This is a genomic window from Actinopolyspora mzabensis (assembly GCF_900101095.1).
Lineage (GTDB): Bacteria > Actinomycetota > Actinomycetes > Mycobacteriales > Pseudonocardiaceae > Actinopolyspora > Actinopolyspora mzabensis.
In genome coordinates, this window is record NZ_FNFM01000011.1 from 67,143 (window position 1) to 86,429 (window position 19,287).

17 protein-coding genes and 2 tRNA genes are annotated in these 19,287 nt (G+C 67.7%); 5 read left to right on the forward strand and 14 right to left on the reverse strand.

What is annotated here, in order from left to right; genetic code table 11:
• Positions 1 to 194: 194 nt before the first annotated feature.
• Positions 195 to 845: a response regulator gene (locus BLR41_RS18320; protein WP_092630561.1), complete on the reverse strand. Its 651-nt coding sequence runs from the start codon at positions 843 to 845 to the stop codon at positions 195 to 197.
• Complete coding sequence (locus tag BLR41_RS18325; protein ID WP_092630982.1) at positions 842 to 2,047, reverse strand: sensor histidine kinase; 1,206 nt, start codon at positions 2,045 to 2,047, stop codon at positions 842 to 844. Before BLR41_RS18325 ends, BLR41_RS18320 begins: the two co-directional genes overlap by 4 nt.
• Positions 2,048 to 2,299: 252 nt before the next feature.
• Between BLR41_RS18325 and BLR41_RS18330 the strand changes: the two genes are divergently transcribed.
• Both BLR41_RS18330 and BLR41_RS18335 read left to right on the forward strand, forming a co-directional pair.
• Positions 2,300 to 3,388 carry an ABC transporter permease gene (locus tag BLR41_RS18330; RefSeq protein ID WP_092630564.1) on the forward strand — a complete coding sequence of 363 codons (1,089 nt, stop codon included), beginning with the start codon at positions 2,300 to 2,302 and terminating at the stop codon, positions 3,386 to 3,388.
• A complete protein-coding gene (locus tag BLR41_RS18335; RefSeq protein WP_092630568.1) occupies positions 3,385 to 4,053 on the forward strand; it encodes an ABC transporter ATP-binding protein in 669 nt (222 codons plus the stop codon). Before BLR41_RS18330 ends, BLR41_RS18335 begins: the two co-directional genes overlap by 4 nt.
• Before the next feature lie 41 nt (positions 4,054 to 4,094).
• Here BLR41_RS18335 and BLR41_RS18340 read toward each other — a convergent pair whose 3' ends face one another.
• The 6 genes from BLR41_RS18340 to BLR41_RS18360 form a co-directional block, all read right to left on the reverse strand.
• Positions 4,095 to 4,598, reverse strand: coding sequence for a DUF3145 domain-containing protein (locus tag BLR41_RS18340; RefSeq protein ID WP_092630570.1), 504 nt, complete (start codon positions 4,596 to 4,598; stop codon positions 4,095 to 4,097).
• Positions 4,599 to 4,944: 346 nt separating this feature from the next.
• Entirely contained in the window at positions 4,945 to 5,373 is a 429-nt protein-coding gene (locus tag BLR41_RS24050) for a hypothetical protein (RefSeq protein ID WP_218120238.1), read from the reverse strand.
• On the reverse strand, positions 5,313 to 6,407 hold the full coding sequence (locus BLR41_RS18345; RefSeq protein ID WP_218120239.1) for an FAD-dependent oxidoreductase: 1,095 nt from the start codon (positions 6,405 to 6,407) through the stop codon (positions 5,313 to 5,315). The genes BLR41_RS24050 and BLR41_RS18345 overlap by 61 nt, the downstream gene beginning before the upstream one ends.
• 199 nt (positions 6,408 to 6,606) lie before the next feature.
• On the reverse strand, positions 6,607 to 7,215 hold the full coding sequence (locus tag BLR41_RS18350) for a hypothetical protein (RefSeq protein WP_143013128.1): 609 nt from the start codon (positions 7,213 to 7,215) through the stop codon (positions 6,607 to 6,609).
• A gap of 267 nt (positions 7,216 to 7,482) precedes the next feature.
• Complete coding sequence (locus BLR41_RS18355) at positions 7,483 to 8,526, reverse strand: hypothetical protein (RefSeq protein ID WP_092630575.1); 1,044 nt, start codon at positions 8,524 to 8,526, stop codon at positions 7,483 to 7,485.
• Positions 8,523 to 9,014: a SigE family RNA polymerase sigma factor gene (locus BLR41_RS18360; protein ID WP_092630578.1), complete on the reverse strand. Its 492-nt coding sequence runs from the start codon at positions 9,012 to 9,014 to the stop codon at positions 8,523 to 8,525. The genes BLR41_RS18355 and BLR41_RS18360 overlap by 4 nt, the downstream gene beginning before the upstream one ends.
• A 330-nt stretch (positions 9,015 to 9,344) precedes the next feature.
• Between BLR41_RS18360 and BLR41_RS18365 the strand changes: the two genes are divergently transcribed.
• On the forward strand, positions 9,345 to 10,172 hold the full coding sequence (locus BLR41_RS18365) for an LLM class F420-dependent oxidoreductase (protein ID WP_092630581.1): 828 nt from the start codon (positions 9,345 to 9,347) through the stop codon (positions 10,170 to 10,172).
• Between the two features lie 445 nt (positions 10,173 to 10,617).
• Positions 10,618 to 11,796: a 4-hydroxybenzoate 3-monooxygenase gene (gene pobA, locus BLR41_RS18370; RefSeq protein ID WP_092630584.1), complete on the forward strand. Its 1,179-nt coding sequence runs from the start codon at positions 10,618 to 10,620 to the stop codon at positions 11,794 to 11,796.
• Positions 11,797 to 12,749: 953 nt separating this feature from the next.
• Here the strand turns inward: pobA and BLR41_RS18375 are convergent.
• The 5 genes from BLR41_RS18375 to dnaG form a co-directional block, all read right to left on the reverse strand.
• Positions 12,750 to 12,827, reverse strand: a tRNA-Ile gene (locus tag BLR41_RS18375).
• Positions 12,828 to 12,993: 166 nt separating this feature from the next.
• On the reverse strand, positions 12,994 to 13,206 hold the full coding sequence (locus tag BLR41_RS18380) for a hypothetical protein (RefSeq protein WP_092630587.1): 213 nt from the start codon (positions 13,204 to 13,206) through the stop codon (positions 12,994 to 12,996).
• Positions 13,207 to 13,965: 759 nt separating this feature from the next.
• Positions 13,966 to 14,037 (reverse strand) — tRNA-Asn (locus BLR41_RS18385).
• Positions 14,038 to 14,473: 436 nt separating this feature from the next.
• Positions 14,474 to 15,022 carry a hypothetical protein gene (locus BLR41_RS18390; protein WP_092630590.1) on the reverse strand — a complete coding sequence of 183 codons (549 nt, stop codon included), beginning with the start codon at positions 15,020 to 15,022 and terminating at the stop codon, positions 14,474 to 14,476.
• On the reverse strand, positions 15,019 to 16,920 hold the full coding sequence (dnaG, locus tag BLR41_RS18395; protein WP_092630593.1) for a DNA primase: 1,902 nt from the start codon (positions 16,918 to 16,920) through the stop codon (positions 15,019 to 15,021). Before dnaG ends, BLR41_RS18390 begins: the two co-directional genes overlap by 4 nt.
• A gap of 195 nt (positions 16,921 to 17,115) precedes the next feature.
• Between dnaG and sigJ the strand changes: the two genes are divergently transcribed.
• Positions 17,116 to 18,051 (forward strand): RNA polymerase sigma factor SigJ, encoded by a 936-nt coding sequence (gene sigJ, locus BLR41_RS18400; protein ID WP_245694470.1) that lies wholly within the window; start codon positions 17,116 to 17,118, stop codon positions 18,049 to 18,051.
• 67 nt (positions 18,052 to 18,118) lie between these two features.
• Here sigJ and BLR41_RS18405 read toward each other — a convergent pair whose 3' ends face one another.
• Entirely contained in the window at positions 18,119 to 19,222 is a 1,104-nt protein-coding gene (locus BLR41_RS18405) for a serpin family protein (RefSeq protein WP_245694472.1), read from the reverse strand.
• Between the last annotated feature and the right edge of the window lie 65 nt (positions 19,223 to 19,287).

Here is a 19,287-nt window from a genome sequence, read left to right on the forward strand (position 1 = left end):
GCCGAACTCGGACCGCTCCCGCAAGGTGAACTCCCACTACCCCGCAGTGGGCGCCGCCGCGGGTTCTTCCTGCGGCACTCGCGAGGAAGGCCCGACGTGGTGTAGGCCGCTACCCGATGTCGGCCCTCGCCGCGGCGAGAGCCGTGCCAGAGGTTCCGCCACCCGCCCCGCCTGGCAGACCATCCCGAAAAGTTCTACGGGGTGGGGCGGATGATGCCTCGCTGTATGGCGGTGGTGATCGCCGCGGTGCGGTTGTCCACCCCGAGCTTGTCGAAGATGTGCACCAGATGCGTCTTGACCGTGGCCTCGCTGATGAACAGCTCCCGGGAAAGCGCGCGATTGGACAGTCCCTGTCCGAGCATCCGGAGTATCTCCACCTCGCGCGGGCTCAACGCCTCCTCGGGACCGCGCAGCCTCTCGACCAGCCGAGCGGCGACGTTCGGGCCGAGCGCGGTTTCGCCCCGCGCCGCCGAACGAACCGCCTGGGCGAGCTGTTCCGGCGGGGAGTCCTTGAGCATGTATCCGGTCGCTCCGGCCTCCACCGCGGCCAGGATGTCGGCGTCGGTGTCGTAGACGGTCAGTACCAGCACGGCGGGCGGATCCGGCAGGGCCGTTATCCTCCCGGTGGCGGTGACGCCGTCCATGCCGCCTCCCATGCGCAGGTCCATCAGCACCACCTCCACGCTGGTGCCCGTGAGCACGTCCAAAGCCGCACGACCGTCCTCCGCTTCGGCCACCACCAGCATGTCGGAGCGTTCGTCGAACATGGCGCGCAGCCCGCGGCGGACGACGGGATGGTCGTCGACCAGCAGCAACCGCAGCGGCTCGTTTCCCGGCTCGTTCACCGGCTCACCTCCTCGCGCAACGGAAGTCTGATCGCCACCACGGTTCCGCCGCCGGTGCTCTCCAGCTCGAACACACCGCCCAACCGCTCGATTCGCTCACGCAGCGATCGCAGCCCGAAACCGCTGCCGTCCGGGCGCGGAGCACGCGAGAACACCGGGTCGAAACCGACACCGTCGTCATAGACGTCCAGTGTGACCTCGGTGCGCAGGTATCCGAGCGTGACGGTCGCCGAGTCGGCCCCGGCATGCTGCACCACGTTGGCCAGACTGGCCTGAGCGGCACGCAGCAGGGCCACCTCGTAATCGGCGGGCAGACCGTGAGCGGTTCCGTCGAGCCGCAACCGGCAACGCAGTCCCGACTCACGCTCCACGCGCTCACACAGCCTCCGCAACGCATCGGCGAGCCCGCCCTCGTTCAGTGCGGGCGGGCCGAGCTCGCTGACCAGTCCGCGCGCCTCGGCGAGGTTCTCGGAGACGGTGTCACGGGCCTCCACGAGATGCCCACGCGCGGTGGTCGACTCGGCGGGCAGCGCGGCCTCGGCAGCGCGCAGCAGCAGCACCACGCTGGAAAGTCCCTGCGCGATCGTGTCGTGAATCTCGCCCGCGAGACGTTCCCGCTCGGCTGCGACACCTGCTTCGTGCTGGGAGACGGCCAGTTGGGAGCGTGTCCGGCGCAGGTCCTCGATCAGCAGGCGACGCTGCTGACTCTCACGGTGGACGGCCGCGTACCCCCACGCCACGAGGACAGCGAATCCGGCCCCCATACTCGGTCCCAGGACCATGGCGACGCTGAACTCCTCGGCGTGTGCCAGCTGGGTGGCGATCACGAGTGCCGTCACGACGACCACGGCCACGACGGCGTGCGGACCGCGCAGCAGGTGCATGTGCAGGAAGAACAGCGGGAAGGCGATCCAGGAGAAGTCCGGGCTCACAGCCAGCAGGGCGGCCCACAGCGCCGTCACGCAGGCCAGCCAGAGCAGGGCGGCTCGCCGGTGGTGGGCCACGCGCCGAGGTAGCGCCCCCACGGCGTAGAGCGCTGCCAGCGCGAGCACCCCGAACAGCGCGAGCATCATGACGCCCCGGGGCCGGTCGGTGGCGAACAACCGGGTGGTGGCGATCACGAGAAGCAGGTAGAAACCCGTGTGCAGCGCCGCACGCAGCACCCGCAGCACCACGGAGCCACTGGGCTCGTGCCCGGTCAACGACTCGTTCCCTCCCACTTCGGCAGCTTAGCGGTGCGTGGCACGTCGGTGCTCCCGAAACCAGTCTCCACGCGGCTGCCCGGGGACGGCATCAATCGTTCGATTGACTTTCGCCTCGATCGGATGACCCCCGGATATCGATCCCGATGTCGATGGCGGCAGGGCGCGGCACGGCGAGAGTGGGTGACGGGCCCCGGCCGCCCGAGCGGCGCCGCGGGCGGTTCAGGACAACCACCAGGAAAGAAGTGACCCGTGTTCGTCGCCATCCGAGACATCCGCTTCGCCAGGGGGCGATTCGCGCTGATGGGTTCGGTCGTAGTGCTGATCACTCTGCTGATCGTGCTGCTTTCCGGGCTCACCTCGGGGCTGGCCGACCGTTCGGTATCAGCCGTGAGAAACCTTCCCGCCACACATCTGGTGTTCGGTGCTGTGGGAAACGAACGACCGGAGAAGTCCTTCGCCGACAGCACGGTGACCGCGCGACAACGCACGGTCTGGGAGAACACGCCGGGTGTGCGGCGAGTGACTCCGTTGGGAATAACGACCACCCGGGTGGGGACCCCGGCCGAGTCCGAGGCGAGTGCCACCGTGTTCGGTCTGCCACCGGACGCACCCGCAGTCCCGGCAGGAACGTCCGACTCGAGCGTGGTGATCAGCCGATCCCTCGCCGAGGACCAACAGCTGGCCACCGGGGACCGGCTGTCCACCGCCGCGGGTGAGCTGCGGGTGGGGGCGATCACCTCGGACGAGTTCTACAGCCACACCCCGGTAATCTGGACCACACTGGACACTTGGCGGGAGCTGCGTGCCGCGCGGGGCGCGGGAGCGGAAACGCCACTCGCCACGGTGCTGACCGTCGATGCGGCACCGGAAGCACGGCTGTCCGAGGCCGATTCGGCCGCGAACACGCTCTCGGCAACCCGCGGGGGGAGCCTGGAAGCGGTCGGCTCGTTCTCCTCCGAGAACGGTTCGCTGCTGATGATGCAGCTGCTGCTGTACGCCATCTCGGCACTGGTGATCGGCGCTTTCCTGACCGTGTGGACGATCCAACGCAGTGGTGATGTCGCGGTGCTCAAGGCACTCGGCGGATCCACCGGGTACCTGCTGCGCGACGCGCTCACCCAGTCGCTGATCGTGCTGCTCGCCGGGGCGGGGCTCGGCGGAGCGGCGGGCGTCGCGGTGGGCAGTGCTGCGGGGGAAGTGGTGCCGTTCGAGCTGACCGTGCGCACGACGCTGATGCCGGTGCTGGTGATGATCGCGCTCGGCATGGTCGGAGCGGCGCTGGCCGTACGCCGCATAACTTCCGTGGAACCGCTGACGGCGTTGGGGGCCGGACGATGACTCTGAGACTGCACGGGATCGGGCTGACCTATCCCGACGGGGAACGAACGGTGCACGCGCTGCACGAGGTCTCGTTGCGGGTCGAACCCGGCGAACTGCTGGCGGTGACCGGGCCTTCGGGCTCGGGCAAGTCGAGTCTGCTCGCCGTTGCGGCGGGTCTCCTCCGCCCCACGGCGGGTTCGGTCCGCGTGGGCGAAACGGATCTCACCGGATTGCGCGGTGCGGCGTTGAGCAGGTTGCGGTTGAACCGGATCGGGATCGTGTTCCAACAGCACAACCTCGTGGCATCGCTGACAGCGGCCGAACAGTTGCAGGTCACCGAGCACATGCGGGGACGTTCCGCCCGGCAGGCACGGGACAGGGCGGTCCAGCTGCTGGCCACGGTGGGGCTGTCGGGGAAACAGCACCGCAGGCCGAACAGGCTCTCCGGCGGGGAGCGACAGCGGGTCAACATCGCACGGGCGTTGACGGCCCGTCCCGAGGTGCTGCTGGTGGACGAGCCGACCGCGGCCCTGGACCAGGAACGCGGCGCACGAATCGTGGAGCTGCTCCGGGACGTGACCGGGCAGTACGGTATCGCCACCGTGCTGGTCACGCACGACACCCAGCACCTGACGCATGCGGACCGGACCGTTGCGATACGCGACGGAAAACTCTCGGAATAAGGAACTCACCCCGGACGTGGGCTCGGGGCGAGGCGGTGGTGTCAGCCGACACTGTGCAACCACTCGACGGGCGGCCCCTCCCCTGCCCCCCGGTACGGCTCCAGCGCCTCGTCCCAGTTGGACCCCAACAGTTCGGTCACCCGGTGTCGCATGCTGTCCGCGTCCTGACAGTCGGCGACCAGGGCGCGCAGTTGGTCCTCGGCGACCACGATGTCGCCGTTCGCACCGGTTCGGGCACGCCACAGCCCCAGTTCCGGGACGTGGCAGAACCGTTCGCCGTCCGCTCCGGGGCTGGGATCCTCGGTGATTTCGAAACGCAGTATCGGCCAGGTGCACAACACCCCGGCCAACCGTGCGGCGGTTCCGGGCTCGGCGTACCAGATGTGCTCGGCGCGAAGCTGTCCGGGAGCGGCGGGCTGTGCGGTCCAGCGGAACCCGCAATGGGTATCGAGCACGCTCGCGATCGCCCACTCGACGTGCGGGCAGACCGCACCGGGTGACGAGTGGATGTAGACAACACCGCTGGTATGGTCACACGTGCTCACTGCTGCCCTCCGCTTGTGCCACGAGGGACGTTCTTCCGCCACGACCTCGGAGCGAAGTACGACTCCGTCAGTCGATCACAAGCGGCGGGCTTACGCACGCTCCTCCGAGAGGGGCCTTCCGCCGAAGAGCTCAGTCCGCAGTGGACCTCCCGGGGTGTTCCGCTCCACCCGACGAAACCGAAATCGCAGTTCGGAGGGCATCGTGGCGGTCCGGGCCCAACGTCCCGGAACCCACGTGGCCGGGGATGTCCCGGCCTGCCCAGGAGGGCTGATACCACTCGAAAGGGGACACTCGTGGTAAATGTCGCTGCCCTGGCGGAATCCCGTGAACCGGCTCGGACGCGGTTCAGAGCCCGTATCTCTCCAGCAGTCGCAGCCAGATCTCGCTGAGGGTGGGAAACGCCGGTACCGCGTGCCGAAGGCGTGGCAGCGGAACCTCGCCGACGATCGCGATCGTCGCCGCGTGCAGCAGCTCGGCGACGTCCTGGCCGACGAACACGGCCCCCAACAGCACCTGGTGTCGTTCGTCGATCACGAATCGGGCCCGGCCCTGATAGCCGTCGGCCCGGAGTTCCGCACCGGCAGAGGCCATGTCCAGTTCGACGGTGCGCACCCGGTGACCGTCCTGTTCCGCCCGCTCCGGGCTGTAGCCGATCTGGGCCACTTCGGGATCTGTGAAGATCACCGTGGGGACGGCGTGCCTGTTGGCCGAGGTCATGTACCGGCCGAACGCCTCGGTGGTGACGTGGCTACCCTTGGCTCTGGCGACGACCACGTCCGCGACCACCCGTGCCGCGTACTTGGCCTGATGGGTGAGCTGGGCCTGCCCGGTGACGTCCCCCGCGGCGTAGAGCCAACCACCGGGAACCCCCTGACCTCGCCGTGTTCGTTTACGTCCACGGCGCCGTCCTCGTGGATCCCCACGGACTCCAGCCCGAGATGCCCGGTGGCGGGACGGCGACCGGTGGCGAGCAACAAACGCTCGGCCGAGACCTCGGTACCGTCGCCCAGTTCCAGCTTCACCATCCCCTCGGTACTCGACACCCCACGGACCACGGCATCGGAGTACAGGCGAATCCCGTCGGCACGCAGAGCCGCCTCCACCAGGTTCCCCGCGAAGTCCGAGGCCGAAGGCAGCGGACGGGGACCGCTCTCGACCATCCGCACGTGCGTTCCCAACCTGGCCCAGGCCTGCGCGAGCTCCACTCCCACCACCCCGGCCCCCAGCACGGCCAGGCTCTCCGGGGCTCGTTCGGCGGAGGTGGCAGCACGCGAATCCCAGTAGTCGACCCGGTCGAGACCGGGAATCGGCGGACGGACGGGCACACTGCCGCTGGCGAGCACGACCGCGCGCCCCGCGTAGAGCGAACAGGTCGTGCCCTCCGGATCACGCACCATGACCTCCCTGCTGCCCGCGAGCCACCCCGAACCGCGGAACAGCACCACCCCGGACTCGTGCACCCAGTCGACCTGCCTCCGATCGTCCCAATAATCGACGAACGAATCGCGCCTGCGCAGGGTGCCGGAAACATCGGTATCACCCGTGACGGCCTGCCGGGCCCCGTCCACCCGGCGAGCGGCGGTAACGGAGTGACCGGAGCGCAGCAGTGCCTTGCTGGGCATGCAGGCCCAGAAGGAGCACTCCCCACCGACCCGTTCACGCTCCACGAGAGCCACCGAGAGCCCACCGGCCGCGGCCCGGCTCGCCACGTTCTCCCCGGCGGGCCCACCTCCCACGACCACGACGTCGTACTCGTATCCGCCGGACTCGGGAACGGCCTCACCGGACTCGGCACCTGTAGCAGCCATACCGGTCAGGGCAATACATCCCGGAGACGACGGCAACCGGAAAGCCGCCCGAACGGACCGGCCCAGCCTCCTTCCGACACTTCCGAATCGGCTCCCGGTGCTTCTGGTGCGACTCCCGGAGCGAAACCGCGGAGCAGGTTCGCGGAGCGAAAACCGGAGCTCATACCACCATGAACCGACCGCTTCCGCCCGTCGGCTCTCAACGGCTCACCCTGCTCCACCCGCCGACACCAGGAGTGTGGCCGCCGTCGTACTCGGTGCTCAGTATCCGAGGGGTGCGGGTCAGATAGGGGTGAAACAATCGGAAAACCAGCACAGCGGGCGCGTAGAGCGGCACGACCGCGGACAACGTGGCCGCCGTGACTCCGGCGCGGAACACGTCGGCGGGCAGCAACCGAGGATAGCGGTCCACGAACCGACCGTTGGCGAGCGAGATCGTCCACAGCACGAGCACGAAGCCGGCCATGGCCCCCACCGCGATGATCACGGCGGGCTGGTACCCCAGCCGCTGCGATCCCAGCATGACCGCGATCCACCCCACCAACGCGGGCATCTGGCCACGCTCGGTGGTGGCCGCCCACAGCAGGCCACCGAAGACCGCGAGTGCCACCCCGGCACTCTCCCAGGCCCGTACCACCCGGTCACCCCAGGCGATATCGGGAACACCGATCCGCTCCAGCAGGCCACGCCCCACTTCCACGGCCGAAGGAGCGGTCTCCGGCGCCAGGAACTGCCCGACGATCCAACACAACGTCCACGTCGAAATTACGAACGCGGCCAGCCGCTGCCAGTACGGTCTGCTGCCCACGACACTGCACAACCTGATTACTTCCCACCAGTGCGCCCGCACGAGGGTGACACCTCCGCCGATCGAATTCGCTGCACCCCGCTGATCTTCACCGGCCGCGGGGTCTCGGGTCCATTGCCCGATCGGCGGCGTGTCCCGAACGCGTTGGGTAATCGGAGCGGTCCGGTCCTCGTCCGGCCGGTCATGCCGGTGCGGCCCGGCACGACCGGCCGCGTGCACCGTGCCCGCCGATTCGCGTTTCGCCCGGTCACATCCCTGGCGAACTCGTCACATGACCGGGGGGACCGAGGTGCAGTCCCGGCGCGAGGCACACTGTCCGGTCGCGGGGTCGACCCCCGCGCCGTCGACCAACCACATTCTCCCGCTCGTGGTCGCCACCAGTATCCGGTCCGTGGCGTCCGTGGACACGCGTATGTCCCCGATGGCACCGAGCGGGCGATCGAGTCCGAAGTGGACTCCACCACCGATCCGACTGCCCGTAGCCGGGTCGATCGTGGTGATGCGGACGGCATCGGTCACGGCACATTCGATGGGCCGGAGCACGGCGAGTCCGGTCGACGTCCACGCCGTACGGAGCGGTCCGCACCCGACCTCGAAGGTGTCGAGCCGAACGGCGCTGTCACCACCCGCGGGAACCACCCGCAGCGTCGGCGGCCCACTGATCGTTCGGTCGCCCACGACGAGCGCCAAGCGTCCCGACCGGTCGAGTGCCAGATCCCGCACCACCAGCTCGGCGGACAGCGTGATCCGGCGGGTGGTGTTCCGCGAAACCAACGCGACCCGATTTCCGCTCGCCACGGCGAGCCTGCCCTCGGAGGTGTCGATGGCGGTCACCTCGTCACCCGGAACCACTCCCCGCATCCGCCGGAACGAGCCGGCCGCGCCCATCCGCAGCACCCCGCCGTCGGCCGTGGCCGCGTAAACGTGCTTCTCGCCCCGCGCAAGCGCCGTGATCTCGGCACCGGGCCTGCCGAACTCCTGGCGCACCTCACCGGTTTCCAACATCACGGAGACGAGTGTTCCGTCGGCGAGCTGAGCGACGTAGCTGTCCGGGGCCGTTCCGGCCGGTACCGTTGGGGGAGTCCGGTCGACGAGGAACACGAGTGTCAGCAACAACGCGGCGGTGGTGGCGGCAACGGCCCCGGTCACCCCGAGGAGCGTCCGCACGCCGGTACGCCTGCGACGTCCGGCGAGCACCCGCGGCAGAGCCGTGGCGGACGGTTCCACATCGGCGACGAGCGCGTGCAGTCCATTCCGCACCAGCTGCTCGTCGGAACTCCCGTCGGGGGGTGCGGTGTCCGACTCCGTCACACGCGCTCCCTCAGCAAACTCGACAATCGCGAGACCCCTCGGGAGCAGTAGGCCTTGACCGCGCCCGGGGTCACTTTCATTATCTTCGCGGTGTAGGCCTCACTGAAGTCGGCGTAGTAACGCAGCACGACGGCTTCCCGCTGTCTGGGAGGCAGTCGGGCGATCGCGTCGGCCAGCACCGTGCGGTCCACACCGTGCACGCTCTCGTCCGGGCCGGACTCACGTTGTACCAGCCGGTGCTGGTACTTGCGCGACACCTGCCGCCTGCGCAGCAGCGAACGGGACTTGTTGAGCACCGTCCGACGCAGGAAGGCCAACGCCTTGTCCCGGTCGCGCAGCCGAGCGCGGGAATCGAACACCCGCATGAACGCGTCCTGCACCACGTCCTCCGCGGCCGCTCCGTCATCGACGAGCAGCACGGCCATACGCAGCAGTCGGGAATAGTGCTCATGGTAGAGATCGGTCAGTTCGGCGCTCGACTCATCCATTTGGAGCAACCCGTCCGACCGTGCGGCGGGTGTGAAGGTGATCGAAGGGGCGCGAAAGACACGACACGCGGGCCCGGCGTGCGGGTCCAAACGCGCGTAAATCCTTCCGACCGATCACCACGACGCCCTCTACCACACTCGAAAAACGGCGAACCCGACACCACGTCGGAGTGACACTTTGATCTTACCCGTTCGGGGAATACTGTCCGACAGTTGTCAGCGTTTCCACGCGAGGAAGGCTGATGTGAGGTATATCCACGGATACCCATCGTCACTCTGCACGACCTCTGGTTGGGAGGAAGGCGCAGTCACGAGCGCCCGGTGAATCTTATGAAGTTCGGTATCTCTACATTCGTCACCGACGAAGGAATAGACCCGGCGGAGCTCGGCGAGGCCGCCGAACTGCGTGGTTTCGACGCGCTGTTCCTCGCCGAGCACAGCCACATCCCCACGAGCAGGAAAACACCCTATCCCGGCGGTGGTGACCTGCCGAGGCACTACTACCGGACCCTGGACCCGTTCGTCTGCCTCACCGCCGCCGCGGTGAGCACCAGACATCTGCTGTTGGGAACGGGCATCGCGCTGATGATCCAACGGGACCCCATCCACACCGCCAAGGAGACGGCCAGTCTGGACCGCGTCTCGGGCGGCAGGGCGATCCTTGGCGTGGGAGCCGGCTGGAACCGCGAGGAGATGCGCAATCACGGCACCGATCCGGGTAACCGTGGTGCGTTGATGGACGAACGCATCCGCGCCATCAGGGCGCTGTGGACCCAGGAGGAGGCGGAGTTCCACGGCGATCACGTGGACATCGACTCCTCGTACTGCTGGCCGAAACCGGTGCAGTCACCGCATCCGCCCATCTACGTGGGCGGGGAGAGCGAACGCTCGGTCGAACGCGTCGCCGAGTACGGGGGCGGTTGGCTTCCCAGGTCGGGAGCCGAGAACCTGGCGGAACAGATCGAGCACGTCCGCGAACGCGCGGGCTGGCGGGTTCCGGTAACACTGTACGCGGCTGCCGACGATCCGGCGGCGGTCGAACAACACGCCCACGCGGGCGTGGACCGGATCCTGTTCTACCTCCCCACCGAGCCTCGCGACACCACGTTGCGTTACCTGGACCAGTTCGCCGAGTCGGCCAGGAAATCACAACGTTAGAGGCGTCCGGGCACGCCGAACCGACGGCGCCGTGCCGTGTCACCGGACTCGGCGTGGAGCGCGGTTCGGCGTGCTACAACCCTCCGAGGAATTCCGAACAAAAGCCACAACGAGACTAAACCTCGTTTACCGAACGCCCATACCCGTCGCACCGCCGACACGAACCGGCACTCTCCGCAGGCCGCACAATTCTCGACTCCGTCGCGCGAGAACATACTCGCAGCACAGCGGGAACGAATCACCTCGTTGAGCTCGGAGCGCGATCACCGGCGAGCTCCGACGAATTGAGCGGTGACAGCCGGGACGACGAAAAGCCACCGATCGAACACGTTATGACGTAACGCGCCCGAACCACTGCTGCTTCCACTGAACGGAAGCCCGCTGCCTCAATTCACGAACGGGACTGAGAGGCTGAATCGAACGCAGCCTAGAAGGGGAGGTTGGAATGCGTACCCAGGTCGCGATCGTGGGAGCAGGTCCAGCGGGCATGCTGCTGTCTCATCTGTTGCACCTACAGGGGATCGAATCGATCGTGTTAGAGCGGCGCAGCCGCGAATACGTACAGCAACGGGTTCGGGCGGGAGTGCTGGAACAGGGCACTGTCGACGTACTGCGGGAGGCGGGTGTCTCCGAACGGCTGGACCGACAGGGCCACCCGCACCACGGAGTGAATGTGCAGTTCGACGGGGAACGGTTGCGTATTCCGCTGTCCGAACTCACCGAGGGGCGGAGCATCACCGTCTACGGCCAGCAGGAGGTCGTCAAGGATCTCGCTGACCGGCGTGAGCGCGACGGGGGCCGGGTCCACTACGAGGCCTCGGACGTCTCGATCGAGGGTCCCGACACCGAGCAACCGCTCGTACGGTTCACGGCGAACGACGGGACGAACCACGAGATCCGGTGTGACTTCGTGGTCGGCTGCGACGGTTTCCACGGTGTCTCCAGGAAGACGATTCCGGAAACGGTCCGCACCGACTACGAGCGTGTCTACCCGTTCGGGTGGCTCGGGATCCTCGCGGAAGTCCCGCCCTCCAGTGAGGAACTGATCTACTCCAACCACGTCAACGGATTCGCTCTGCAGAGCCTGCGTTCCCAGGAGCTGAGCAGGATGTACCTGCAGTGCGATCCCGACGACTCGATCGAGAACTGGTCCGACGAGCGGATCTGGGCCGAACTGCAGACCAGGTTGGGAACTCCCGGGTGGGAGCTGCGGGAAGGTCCCATCATCGACAAGAGCATCAGCGCGTTGCGCAGTTTCGTCACCGAGCCGATGAGCTACGGCAGGTTGTTCCTGGCGGGCGACTCGGCACACATCGTGCCACCGACCGGCGCGAAGGGACTGAACCTCGCCGTGGCCGACGTGGCACGGCTGGCGCAGGCGATGACCGACTTCTACAGCGGCAACGGCACCACCGGGCTCGACACCTACTCCGAGGACTGCCTGCGGCGCGTGTGGCGCGTGCAGCACTTCTCCTGGTGGATGACCTCGATGACCCATCGGTTCGACGGGCCGGACGCGGCCTTCGACCGGCGGCTGCAACGCTCGCAGTTCGACTACCTGCGGACCTCGAAGGCGGCGGCCACCACACTGGCGGAGAACTACGTGGGGCTCGCCTCGGTCTGACGGCCACGGCGGCGACCGCGGCCACCCGAGATCGGGCCGCGGTCCCCGCTCTGCGGAAACGCCCCGACCGGACGGCTCCGTCGCTCCCACGATCACGCACCACTACCCGCACTTCGGGCATTCGGGTGGTCCGCCCCCTTGCGGCGGGATGGTGGGACCACCGCACGTCGGACACATCGGTGACATAGCTCCTGCTTCCGACACACCTCCACACGGTTCACGGCCGCGAAACTCCCGCTGCGGAACTCGAGCTCGTGCCACCCGCTCCCCGGCGGGCGAGCACCGCCTCGCTCCGTGAAGCCGCGTGCCCGACGACATCCCCACCCGCGGCCGGAGCCGGATGTGCCGCCTGTGGGCGCCCCCTCGGGCCACTCCGCTCGACACACCACGCCGCGCACGGGCTTTCCTCCGCACCGATTCCTGCCGCAGCCGGACCAGCGCTGTCGAGTTACCCGTCCGCGTGACAGCAGCGGTATCGGTCGCCAGGACGGACACCGTTCTCCGTTGAATCGGTACAGCATCCCGAAACGACGCCCGTCACCGGGTGTGTCACGCACAACAGTCGCGGCGTTTCCTCCCGCTCCTCCGTATCCCCGCCGCAACCTTCTACCAGACGCGTACTCCGCCTATCAGTCCTTTCCCGCACCTGGCGGAAAGTTCCCGACGTCGAGGCCGTACGAAACGAAGTCGGGGAGCGGAAGCAGTGGGAACGAACCGAGACCGGCCGAACCTTCGATCGGAGTCCCGGGGACTCGGCTCCGAACCCGCGGAGATCGAGCGGATGCCGCGCAGAGGCGATTGAGCTGATTTCGGCCGGGCGCTCCGAAATCCGTCACGTCGAACCGCGAGACCGCCGAGACACCGGAGGCGGTTCGGCTCGCGGAGCGAGGTGCGGCAAAGACGCGGGGACGATCTCGGGCGGATCTCCCCACGTGCCAGTTGCGCTGGGATGTTGGTGGGACGGGTGGGACTTGAACCCACGACAAGACGAATTATGAGTTCGCTGCTCTGACCTGCTGAGCTACCGCCCCGCTACAGACGCCGCCGATCATACCGGCCACGTCCCCCAGTATGACCGCCGGGTCGACCGGACGGTACCACCGGACGAAAAGGGTCGGCGCACCACGGTGGTGCGCCGACCCGGCATTGTCGAACACTGGTCCGTTCTCGGCGAGCCCGTTGTCAACGAGCCCGCTCTCAGCGAGCGATGAAGGTCGCGATGTCGAAGGATCCGGTCAGCTGGCCGACGATGACGATGCTGGCCAGCAGCGCCCCGACTCCAGCGACGGTCAGCACCGCGAGCATGACCAGGTAAACCATTGCCTTCAATGGTTTGGGCAACCGAGTCACAGCCGAAAGATCCGGCATGGACAGCTGCCTAGGGTTCTTACCGATACCAGGTGCGGACATGATATCTCCCCCGTCCTCTGCGATCCCCTGTCATATTCCGCCGTCCCGGGGACGAAGAGCGGCGGAACCGCGTTGTGTATCAGCGGCAACGAATTCGATCGCATCTTTCAGCCTACCGAGGGCCGAAAATCGACCATGATCGCACGATAAAGCCCTGAGCTGCACAGACATCGAGCGCGGCGTTTTTCGTACACCCGGATGATCGCCAACGGAACATGGATCGTTACCGGAGCCTGACCTCGCCGACACCAAACCACACCTTCAGGTGAAAATGTCGACCTTGGCCGCGCAGGAAGCCACTCGTCAGGACGCACCACGGCGCCACCGGACACAGCGAGGAGTTCGATGACGTACTCACCGAACGTCGGACTTCGACCGCCGGTATCCGCTGTCATCGTACCGGGAATGATCGGAACTATCGAGAAGATCGAACGGGTGATTCGCGTTTTCCGGGAGCCACGGCGGCCCTCCCCGTCCGGGGGTCCCATTCCGGCTCCCCGGACTCGGGACGCAGGGAGCCGGTAACTCGCGTACCCACTCCCCCTCCCCCGAGGAGCGCTCGGGGCGTTTCGGACAGCGGGTACGGTATTCCCGCGTAACGTGCCCCGCCGACTCGCGCGGCATTCGGATCGCGAAAGCATCCCGAAAGCCCCACCCCAGCCATAATGTGTCGTGGAACATAATCGGCAAGATGCGCGGCCACGCCCGGACCAACCTACGAAAAAAGCCCGAATCCGGAAACGGATCGGGCTTTGTCTGCTCCCCCGGCTGGACTCGAACCAGCAACCTTTCGGTTAACAGCCGAATGCTCTGCCATTGAGCTACGGAGGAATGTTTTGTTTTCCGCAGCGCCGTTGCGCTGACAACGACAACTCTAGCGCATGCCGCGAGACCTCCGAACACCCCCTCCCCCTTGCGGGGAAACTCCTGGCCAGAAGCTCATTTTCGGTAAGCGGCCGGGAGGCTCCGCCGATAGGCCAACCAGGCCGACCAGTCGGCACGGCACGGGGGCTCTCACGGTCGCAGCGCGTTTTCCACGTCGAGCTCGGGCCGTAACAGCGTGCGGGTTTCCGTGCGGACCACTGATCGACCACTCGCCCCACCGAAGGACGCGCATGCCGACGAGCAGCGCCTACCTCGGGCGCTCGCGCTGCGCCACGAAGGGCCGGACACGGTCCGGGACCCGCATCCGCGCCCGACCGAAAAACCAACAGTACGGACGTACTGTATTCACTCACGCCGGGCCGCGAAACGGCTAACCGCGGGCTCACTCGCCGCTTTCGGCCACGTTCTCCAGCCGGCGGGCCACTTCTCGCGTGTAGTCGACCAGGGCAGCCTCGTCCGTCCCCGAATCGGCCCTGACCTGCAGTACCGTGCCGTCCCGCCCGGGCACACCGCGACGCACGAACCGTGCTCCGCCCACGCCTGGCAGTTCACGGTACTGGGTGGACCGGATGGAGCGGGTTACCCTGCTGTGCACCACGTCCGGCAGCTTGCCCGCGGCGTTCAGTCGGAAATCACGCCGGGGGCGGTCCCGGAGGAGCACCGCGCCGTCGATCCACTGCCATTCCTCGGCCTCGACGATCCCGATCACCCCGTCCTGCCAGCGCACCTTGCTCAGCAGATGCCAGCCGACCCGACGCGCACCGGAGTCCTCCGGCAACCACAACCCGTGGTTGGTGGCCACCAACGGCCCGTGCGTGCCCGTAGCGGTGGCCAGCACACGCTCCTCGCCCTCCAGTTCACCGTCGAACCCCGTGGGCAACTCGTGCGCTCCGGTAAACAGCGCACGCACACGCCCGAGCAACGAAGTCATACGACACCGTCCGCGGCCTGTTGCTGCAACGATCTGTGATACTGCTCCAACGCCACCAGATCACCGAACAGCGCATGGTACTCCTCGGCGTTCTCCAGCGGGGACAACCGCTGGACCCGCGACTTGATCTCGTCGATCTGGCGAGCCACCATCCGCTCGCGGAGTCTGGCGAGCACCCCACCGACGTAGCGGTGGTCCTGCTCGGACTTGGTGTCCGGCGTCTCCACCGCGAGTTGGGAGAGCAGCCTGGTGGACCCCTCGTCGGGACACTGCGCCCGCACCGCCTCCACCAGGGTCGAACCGGACAACCCCGACTGGGTGCCGCCCGCCTTGAGCAGCGCGGTGTGCAGCTTCGCATAACCGGACTCGGTGAATGCCTCTTCCGGCAGCGAGTCGTACACCGGCCCCGCGAGCGCGGGCATCTGCAGCGCGGCCTTCAGCGCCTCCCGCTGCGACCAGCGCAGCTGATCGTGCCGCGGGGGACGTTCCGGCAACCGTTCCCCGACCGGTTCCGACTCGGGTTCGGCACGGCGCTGCTTCTTCCCCCGACGGTTCCCGTTCCCGGTCTCACCCGAGGACTCCCGCACCCGGCGGACCACCTGGTTCTCGTCGTTCCAACCGGTCCAGCCGGAGAGCTGCACGGCGTAGCCGTCCCTGCTCGCGGGATCCTTGATACGCGCCACCAGCGGTACGGTGCGCCGAAGCGCGGCCACCCTGCCGTCCACCGAGTCGAGGTCGTAGCCGTCGAGCAGGCTGCGGATGGCGAACTCGAAGAGCGGACGTCGCCGCGCGACCAGATCACGGACCGCGGCGTCCCCGCTGCGCTGTCGCAACTCGCAGGGATCGTCCCCTCCCGGGGTGATGGCGACGTAGGTCTGCGCGGCGAACCGCTGCTCGCCGTCGAAGGCCTTCAGCGCAGCGTTCTGCCCCGCCTCGTCACCGTCGAAGGTGTAGATGACCTCCCCGCGAAAGGTGTCGTCATCCATCATCAGCCGACGCAGCACGGAGATGTGCTCGTCACCGAAGGCGGTGCCGCAGGATGCGACCGCCGTGGGGACGCCGGCGAGGTGCATCGCCATCACGTCCGTGTAGCCCTCCACCACCACGGTCTGGTGGCGCTTGGCTATCTCGCGTTTCGCGAGGTCGATGCCGAACAGCACCTGTGACTTGTTGAAGATCGGGGTGGCCGGGGTGTTGATGTACTTGGCCTCGATCGGATCGTCGTCGAAGATCCGCCGTGCCCCGAAACCGACCACATCGCCACCGAGATCCTTCAACGGCCAGAGCAACCGGCGATGAAACCGGTCCATTGGGCCGTGCCGACCTTCCCTGGACAGGCCCGCCTTGTAGAGCTCCTCTGGCTCGAACCCCTGGTTGAGCAGGTACTTGGTCAGCCGGTCCCAGCCGCTCGGGGCGAACCCGCAGCCGAATCTGGTGGCCGCTTCCTCCCCGAATCCCCGTTCGGCGAGGAACTCGCGGGCCTGGTGTGCCTCCTCAGAGCGCAGCCGCTCGGCGTAGAACGCGGCGGCGAGCCGATTGGCCTCCACGAGCCGGGCTCTGGTGCCGGGTTCGCGACGACTCGTCGGGTTTCCGTCCTCATAGCGCAGTCTTACGCCGGAACGGTCCGCGAGCCGCTCCACCGCCTCGACGAAACCGAGGTGCTCGGTCTTCATCAGGAAGGCGATGACGTCACCGCCCTCACCGCATCCGAAGCAGTGAAAGGTCCCGTGATTGGCGCGCACGTTGAAGGAGGGGGTTTTCTCGTCGTGGAAAGGGCACAGCCCCTTGAACGCGTCCCCACCGGAACGGCGCAATGCGACGTACTCACCGACGACATCGTCGATCCGGTTGCCCTCGCGTACTTCGGCGATGTCGCTTTCCCGGATTCGTCCCGCCACGGGCCCAGTCTAGATGCACGCGCTCACGGCAGCGGTGACGGTCGCGTCGCGGCGGGGCGACGCGATGTTCGACGGCGCTCGAACCGTCGAGTACCGAACGTGCCCCGCTCGGCCTCGGGGGCACGGGGCACGGCCGAAAAGGTTTCTCAGCAGGGCAACAGCGGATTGTTCGGGCACAATCGCGGTGTGCGATCGGTGGAGGAAGCTTTCACGGCGGAGTCGGACAGCCGGCACGCACGGCTGCTCGGTCTCGCCTATCGACTCACCGGCAGCATCGCCGACGCGGAGGCGGTGCTGCGGCAGGCACGAGCGCGGTTCGCCGAAACCGGAAACGTGGTGGATTCGCCCGGTCACGACCCGAGCGACGGGCTGAGCGGCGCGGTGGGGCGACTCTCGGTGGATCGTGCGCTCTCGGGTGCTGCGCGCCGGGAGCACTACGTCGGTCCGTGGCTACCCGAACCGATAGTCACGCTGGAAGTGCCGGCACGAACCGTGGACCCGCTGGAGCGGATCACCCGTGCCGAGGACGTGCGCATGGCGGCGTTGCGGGTACTGCAGCAACTCACTCCGGAGCAACGGATCGCGTTGGTGCTGCACGAGAACTTCGGGGTTCCGTTCGAGGGGATAGCCGGGATGCTCGGTTGCACGGGGCCGATCGCCGGGCAGTACGCCTCCCGCGCACGGCGGATCATGAGCGAGGCGCGCCCGCCCCGTCGCGTGCCCGCCACCGAGCAGCACGAGCTCGTCGATGCGATGCTCGCCGCGCTGGTGGCGGGGGACCAGTGGCGGCTGGCCCGCTTGCTTCACCCGCACGTGAGCGTGCACGGCGACAGCGACGGCAAGGCCCGTACGGCGCTGCGACCGGTCCACGGGCGGGACAAGGTGACTCGTTTCCTGTTCAGCCTGATGCGCAAGTACCCTTCCCCCACTCCGTCGAACGTTCGTTCGGTGCTGGTCAATGGGGACCCGGGGTTGCTGCTTACCGGAACCTCGGACGGAAACGTCTCCCGTGATCCGGCGGCGGTGCGCGTGGTGGGGTTCGCGGTACGCGACGGGTGTGTCGCGGAGATCCACGACATCGTCAACCCGGACAAACTGAGCAGGATCTCGCACTCGACCACTCGAGGCTGAGCCGCTGGCGGCGACCGAAAACTCGCCGGGTGGGTGAGGTCCGCCGGAATGGTGGGACCCGCCGGGCTCAGGCAGGCCTGCCGGGATCGGTGATTCTCGCCAGGAAGTGAACGAACCCGCTCTGCCGGTGGCGAAGCAGGAACAGGAACGGCCGATCCACCCGTATTCGAACGGGATCGTCGAACAACGAGGTCAACCGCATCATCACCGCGGTGGCGGCCGCCCCCTCCACACCGTGCTCGTCGACCCGCAGCACGGCCTCGTGCAAGGCGGTGGATATCCGCAGCGGGCGCGGGGTCAGTGGGGCGAAGTCCGCGGCGGGTGTGAACGCCCGGCGCACTCCCAGCGCCGCCAACGGCTCGTCCAGCTCGCCGGAACCGGCCACGGCGAAGCGCGGCAACCGGAGTTCGACCGGGCACTGTTCGACCGCCTCCAGCAGCCGGAGCAGCGTGGCGTGGTCGAGCGCCGGTTCCGCGGTGGCCAGCTCCGCGTCGGGCAACAGTACGAACGCGTCGAAGCCCCCGGCCACTCCCGCCCGAACGACCTGCCAACCGTGGTGATGAGCGTAGCCGAGCCGAGCGCTCACCCGCATGAGGGAGACCGGGAGTTCCCCGTCCGGAGTACGGAACGAACCGGTTCTCGTCTCGTTCGGATCGAAGACCTCCTGCCACGGTGCCTTCAGGTACAGCGCGTTGACCAGCGCAGCTACCGTTTCCGAGTTCACCGCTCCCGGTTTGACCAGCTCGGGAATCAACTGCCGGGTCACGTCGGCGACGTCCTGGTTGATCCGCTCCCGTGCTCGCTCCGGGGCGTCCCGGAACGGGGCGGTGTGAATCCCCGCGCCGAACCGCTGTTCGAGCGCTGCCGGGGAATCCGTTTCGAGCGGTAGTCGCTCGTCGGTCCACAGCCGGTTGGCGATCGCGAGGGCGACGCTGTCCGGGGATTCGGCCTCGGGGGACGCGGCCGCGTTCAGCGATTCGACGAACTCCGGGTCGGCGGGATCCATCCCCAGGGCCTCGACCACCTCGGCGCGGGTCCGTCCCCGCGTGGTCTCCGCGAGCAGCCCAAGGGTCGCCGTCACCGAGTACGGGGACCAGCAGTGGTTCTCACGGGGGTCGGGGGCGAGCCGCCGGTGCAGCCACCACAGGAATCGCAGCTCGGTGTTCACCACGACGCGGTACTCCGATCGATCTCGCGGGGTGCTTACCGGAGGCGAGTCTGCCAGTGCGGGACCGC

What these genes read in the sequence shown, in the direction of transcription:
- BLR41_RS18380 (WP_092630587.1), bottom strand. Translation starts at nt 13,206, where the DNA reads ATGTCCGCACCTGGTATCGGTAAGAACCCTAGGCAGCTGTCCATGCCG.
- BLR41_RS18360 (WP_092630578.1), bottom strand. Translation starts at nt 9,014, where the DNA reads ATGGATGAGTCGAGCGCCGAACTGACCGATCTCTACCATGAGCACTAT.
- BLR41_RS18365 (WP_092630581.1), top strand. Translation starts at nt 9,345, where the DNA reads ATGAAGTTCGGTATCTCTACATTCGTCACCGACGAAGGAATAGACCCG.
- BLR41_RS18345 (WP_218120239.1), bottom strand. Translation starts at nt 6,407, where the DNA reads ATGGCTGCTACAGGTGCCGAGTCCGGTGAGGCCGTTCCCGAGTCCGGC.
- pobA (WP_092630584.1), top strand. Translation starts at nt 10,618, where the DNA reads ATGCGTACCCAGGTCGCGATCGTGGGAGCAGGTCCAGCGGGCATGCTG.
- BLR41_RS18335 (WP_092630568.1), top strand. Translation starts at nt 3,385, where the DNA reads ATGACTCTGAGACTGCACGGGATCGGGCTGACCTATCCCGACGGGGAA.
- BLR41_RS18390 (WP_092630590.1), bottom strand. Translation starts at nt 15,022, where the DNA reads ATGACTTCGTTGCTCGGGCGTGTGCGTGCGCTGTTTACCGGAGCGCAC.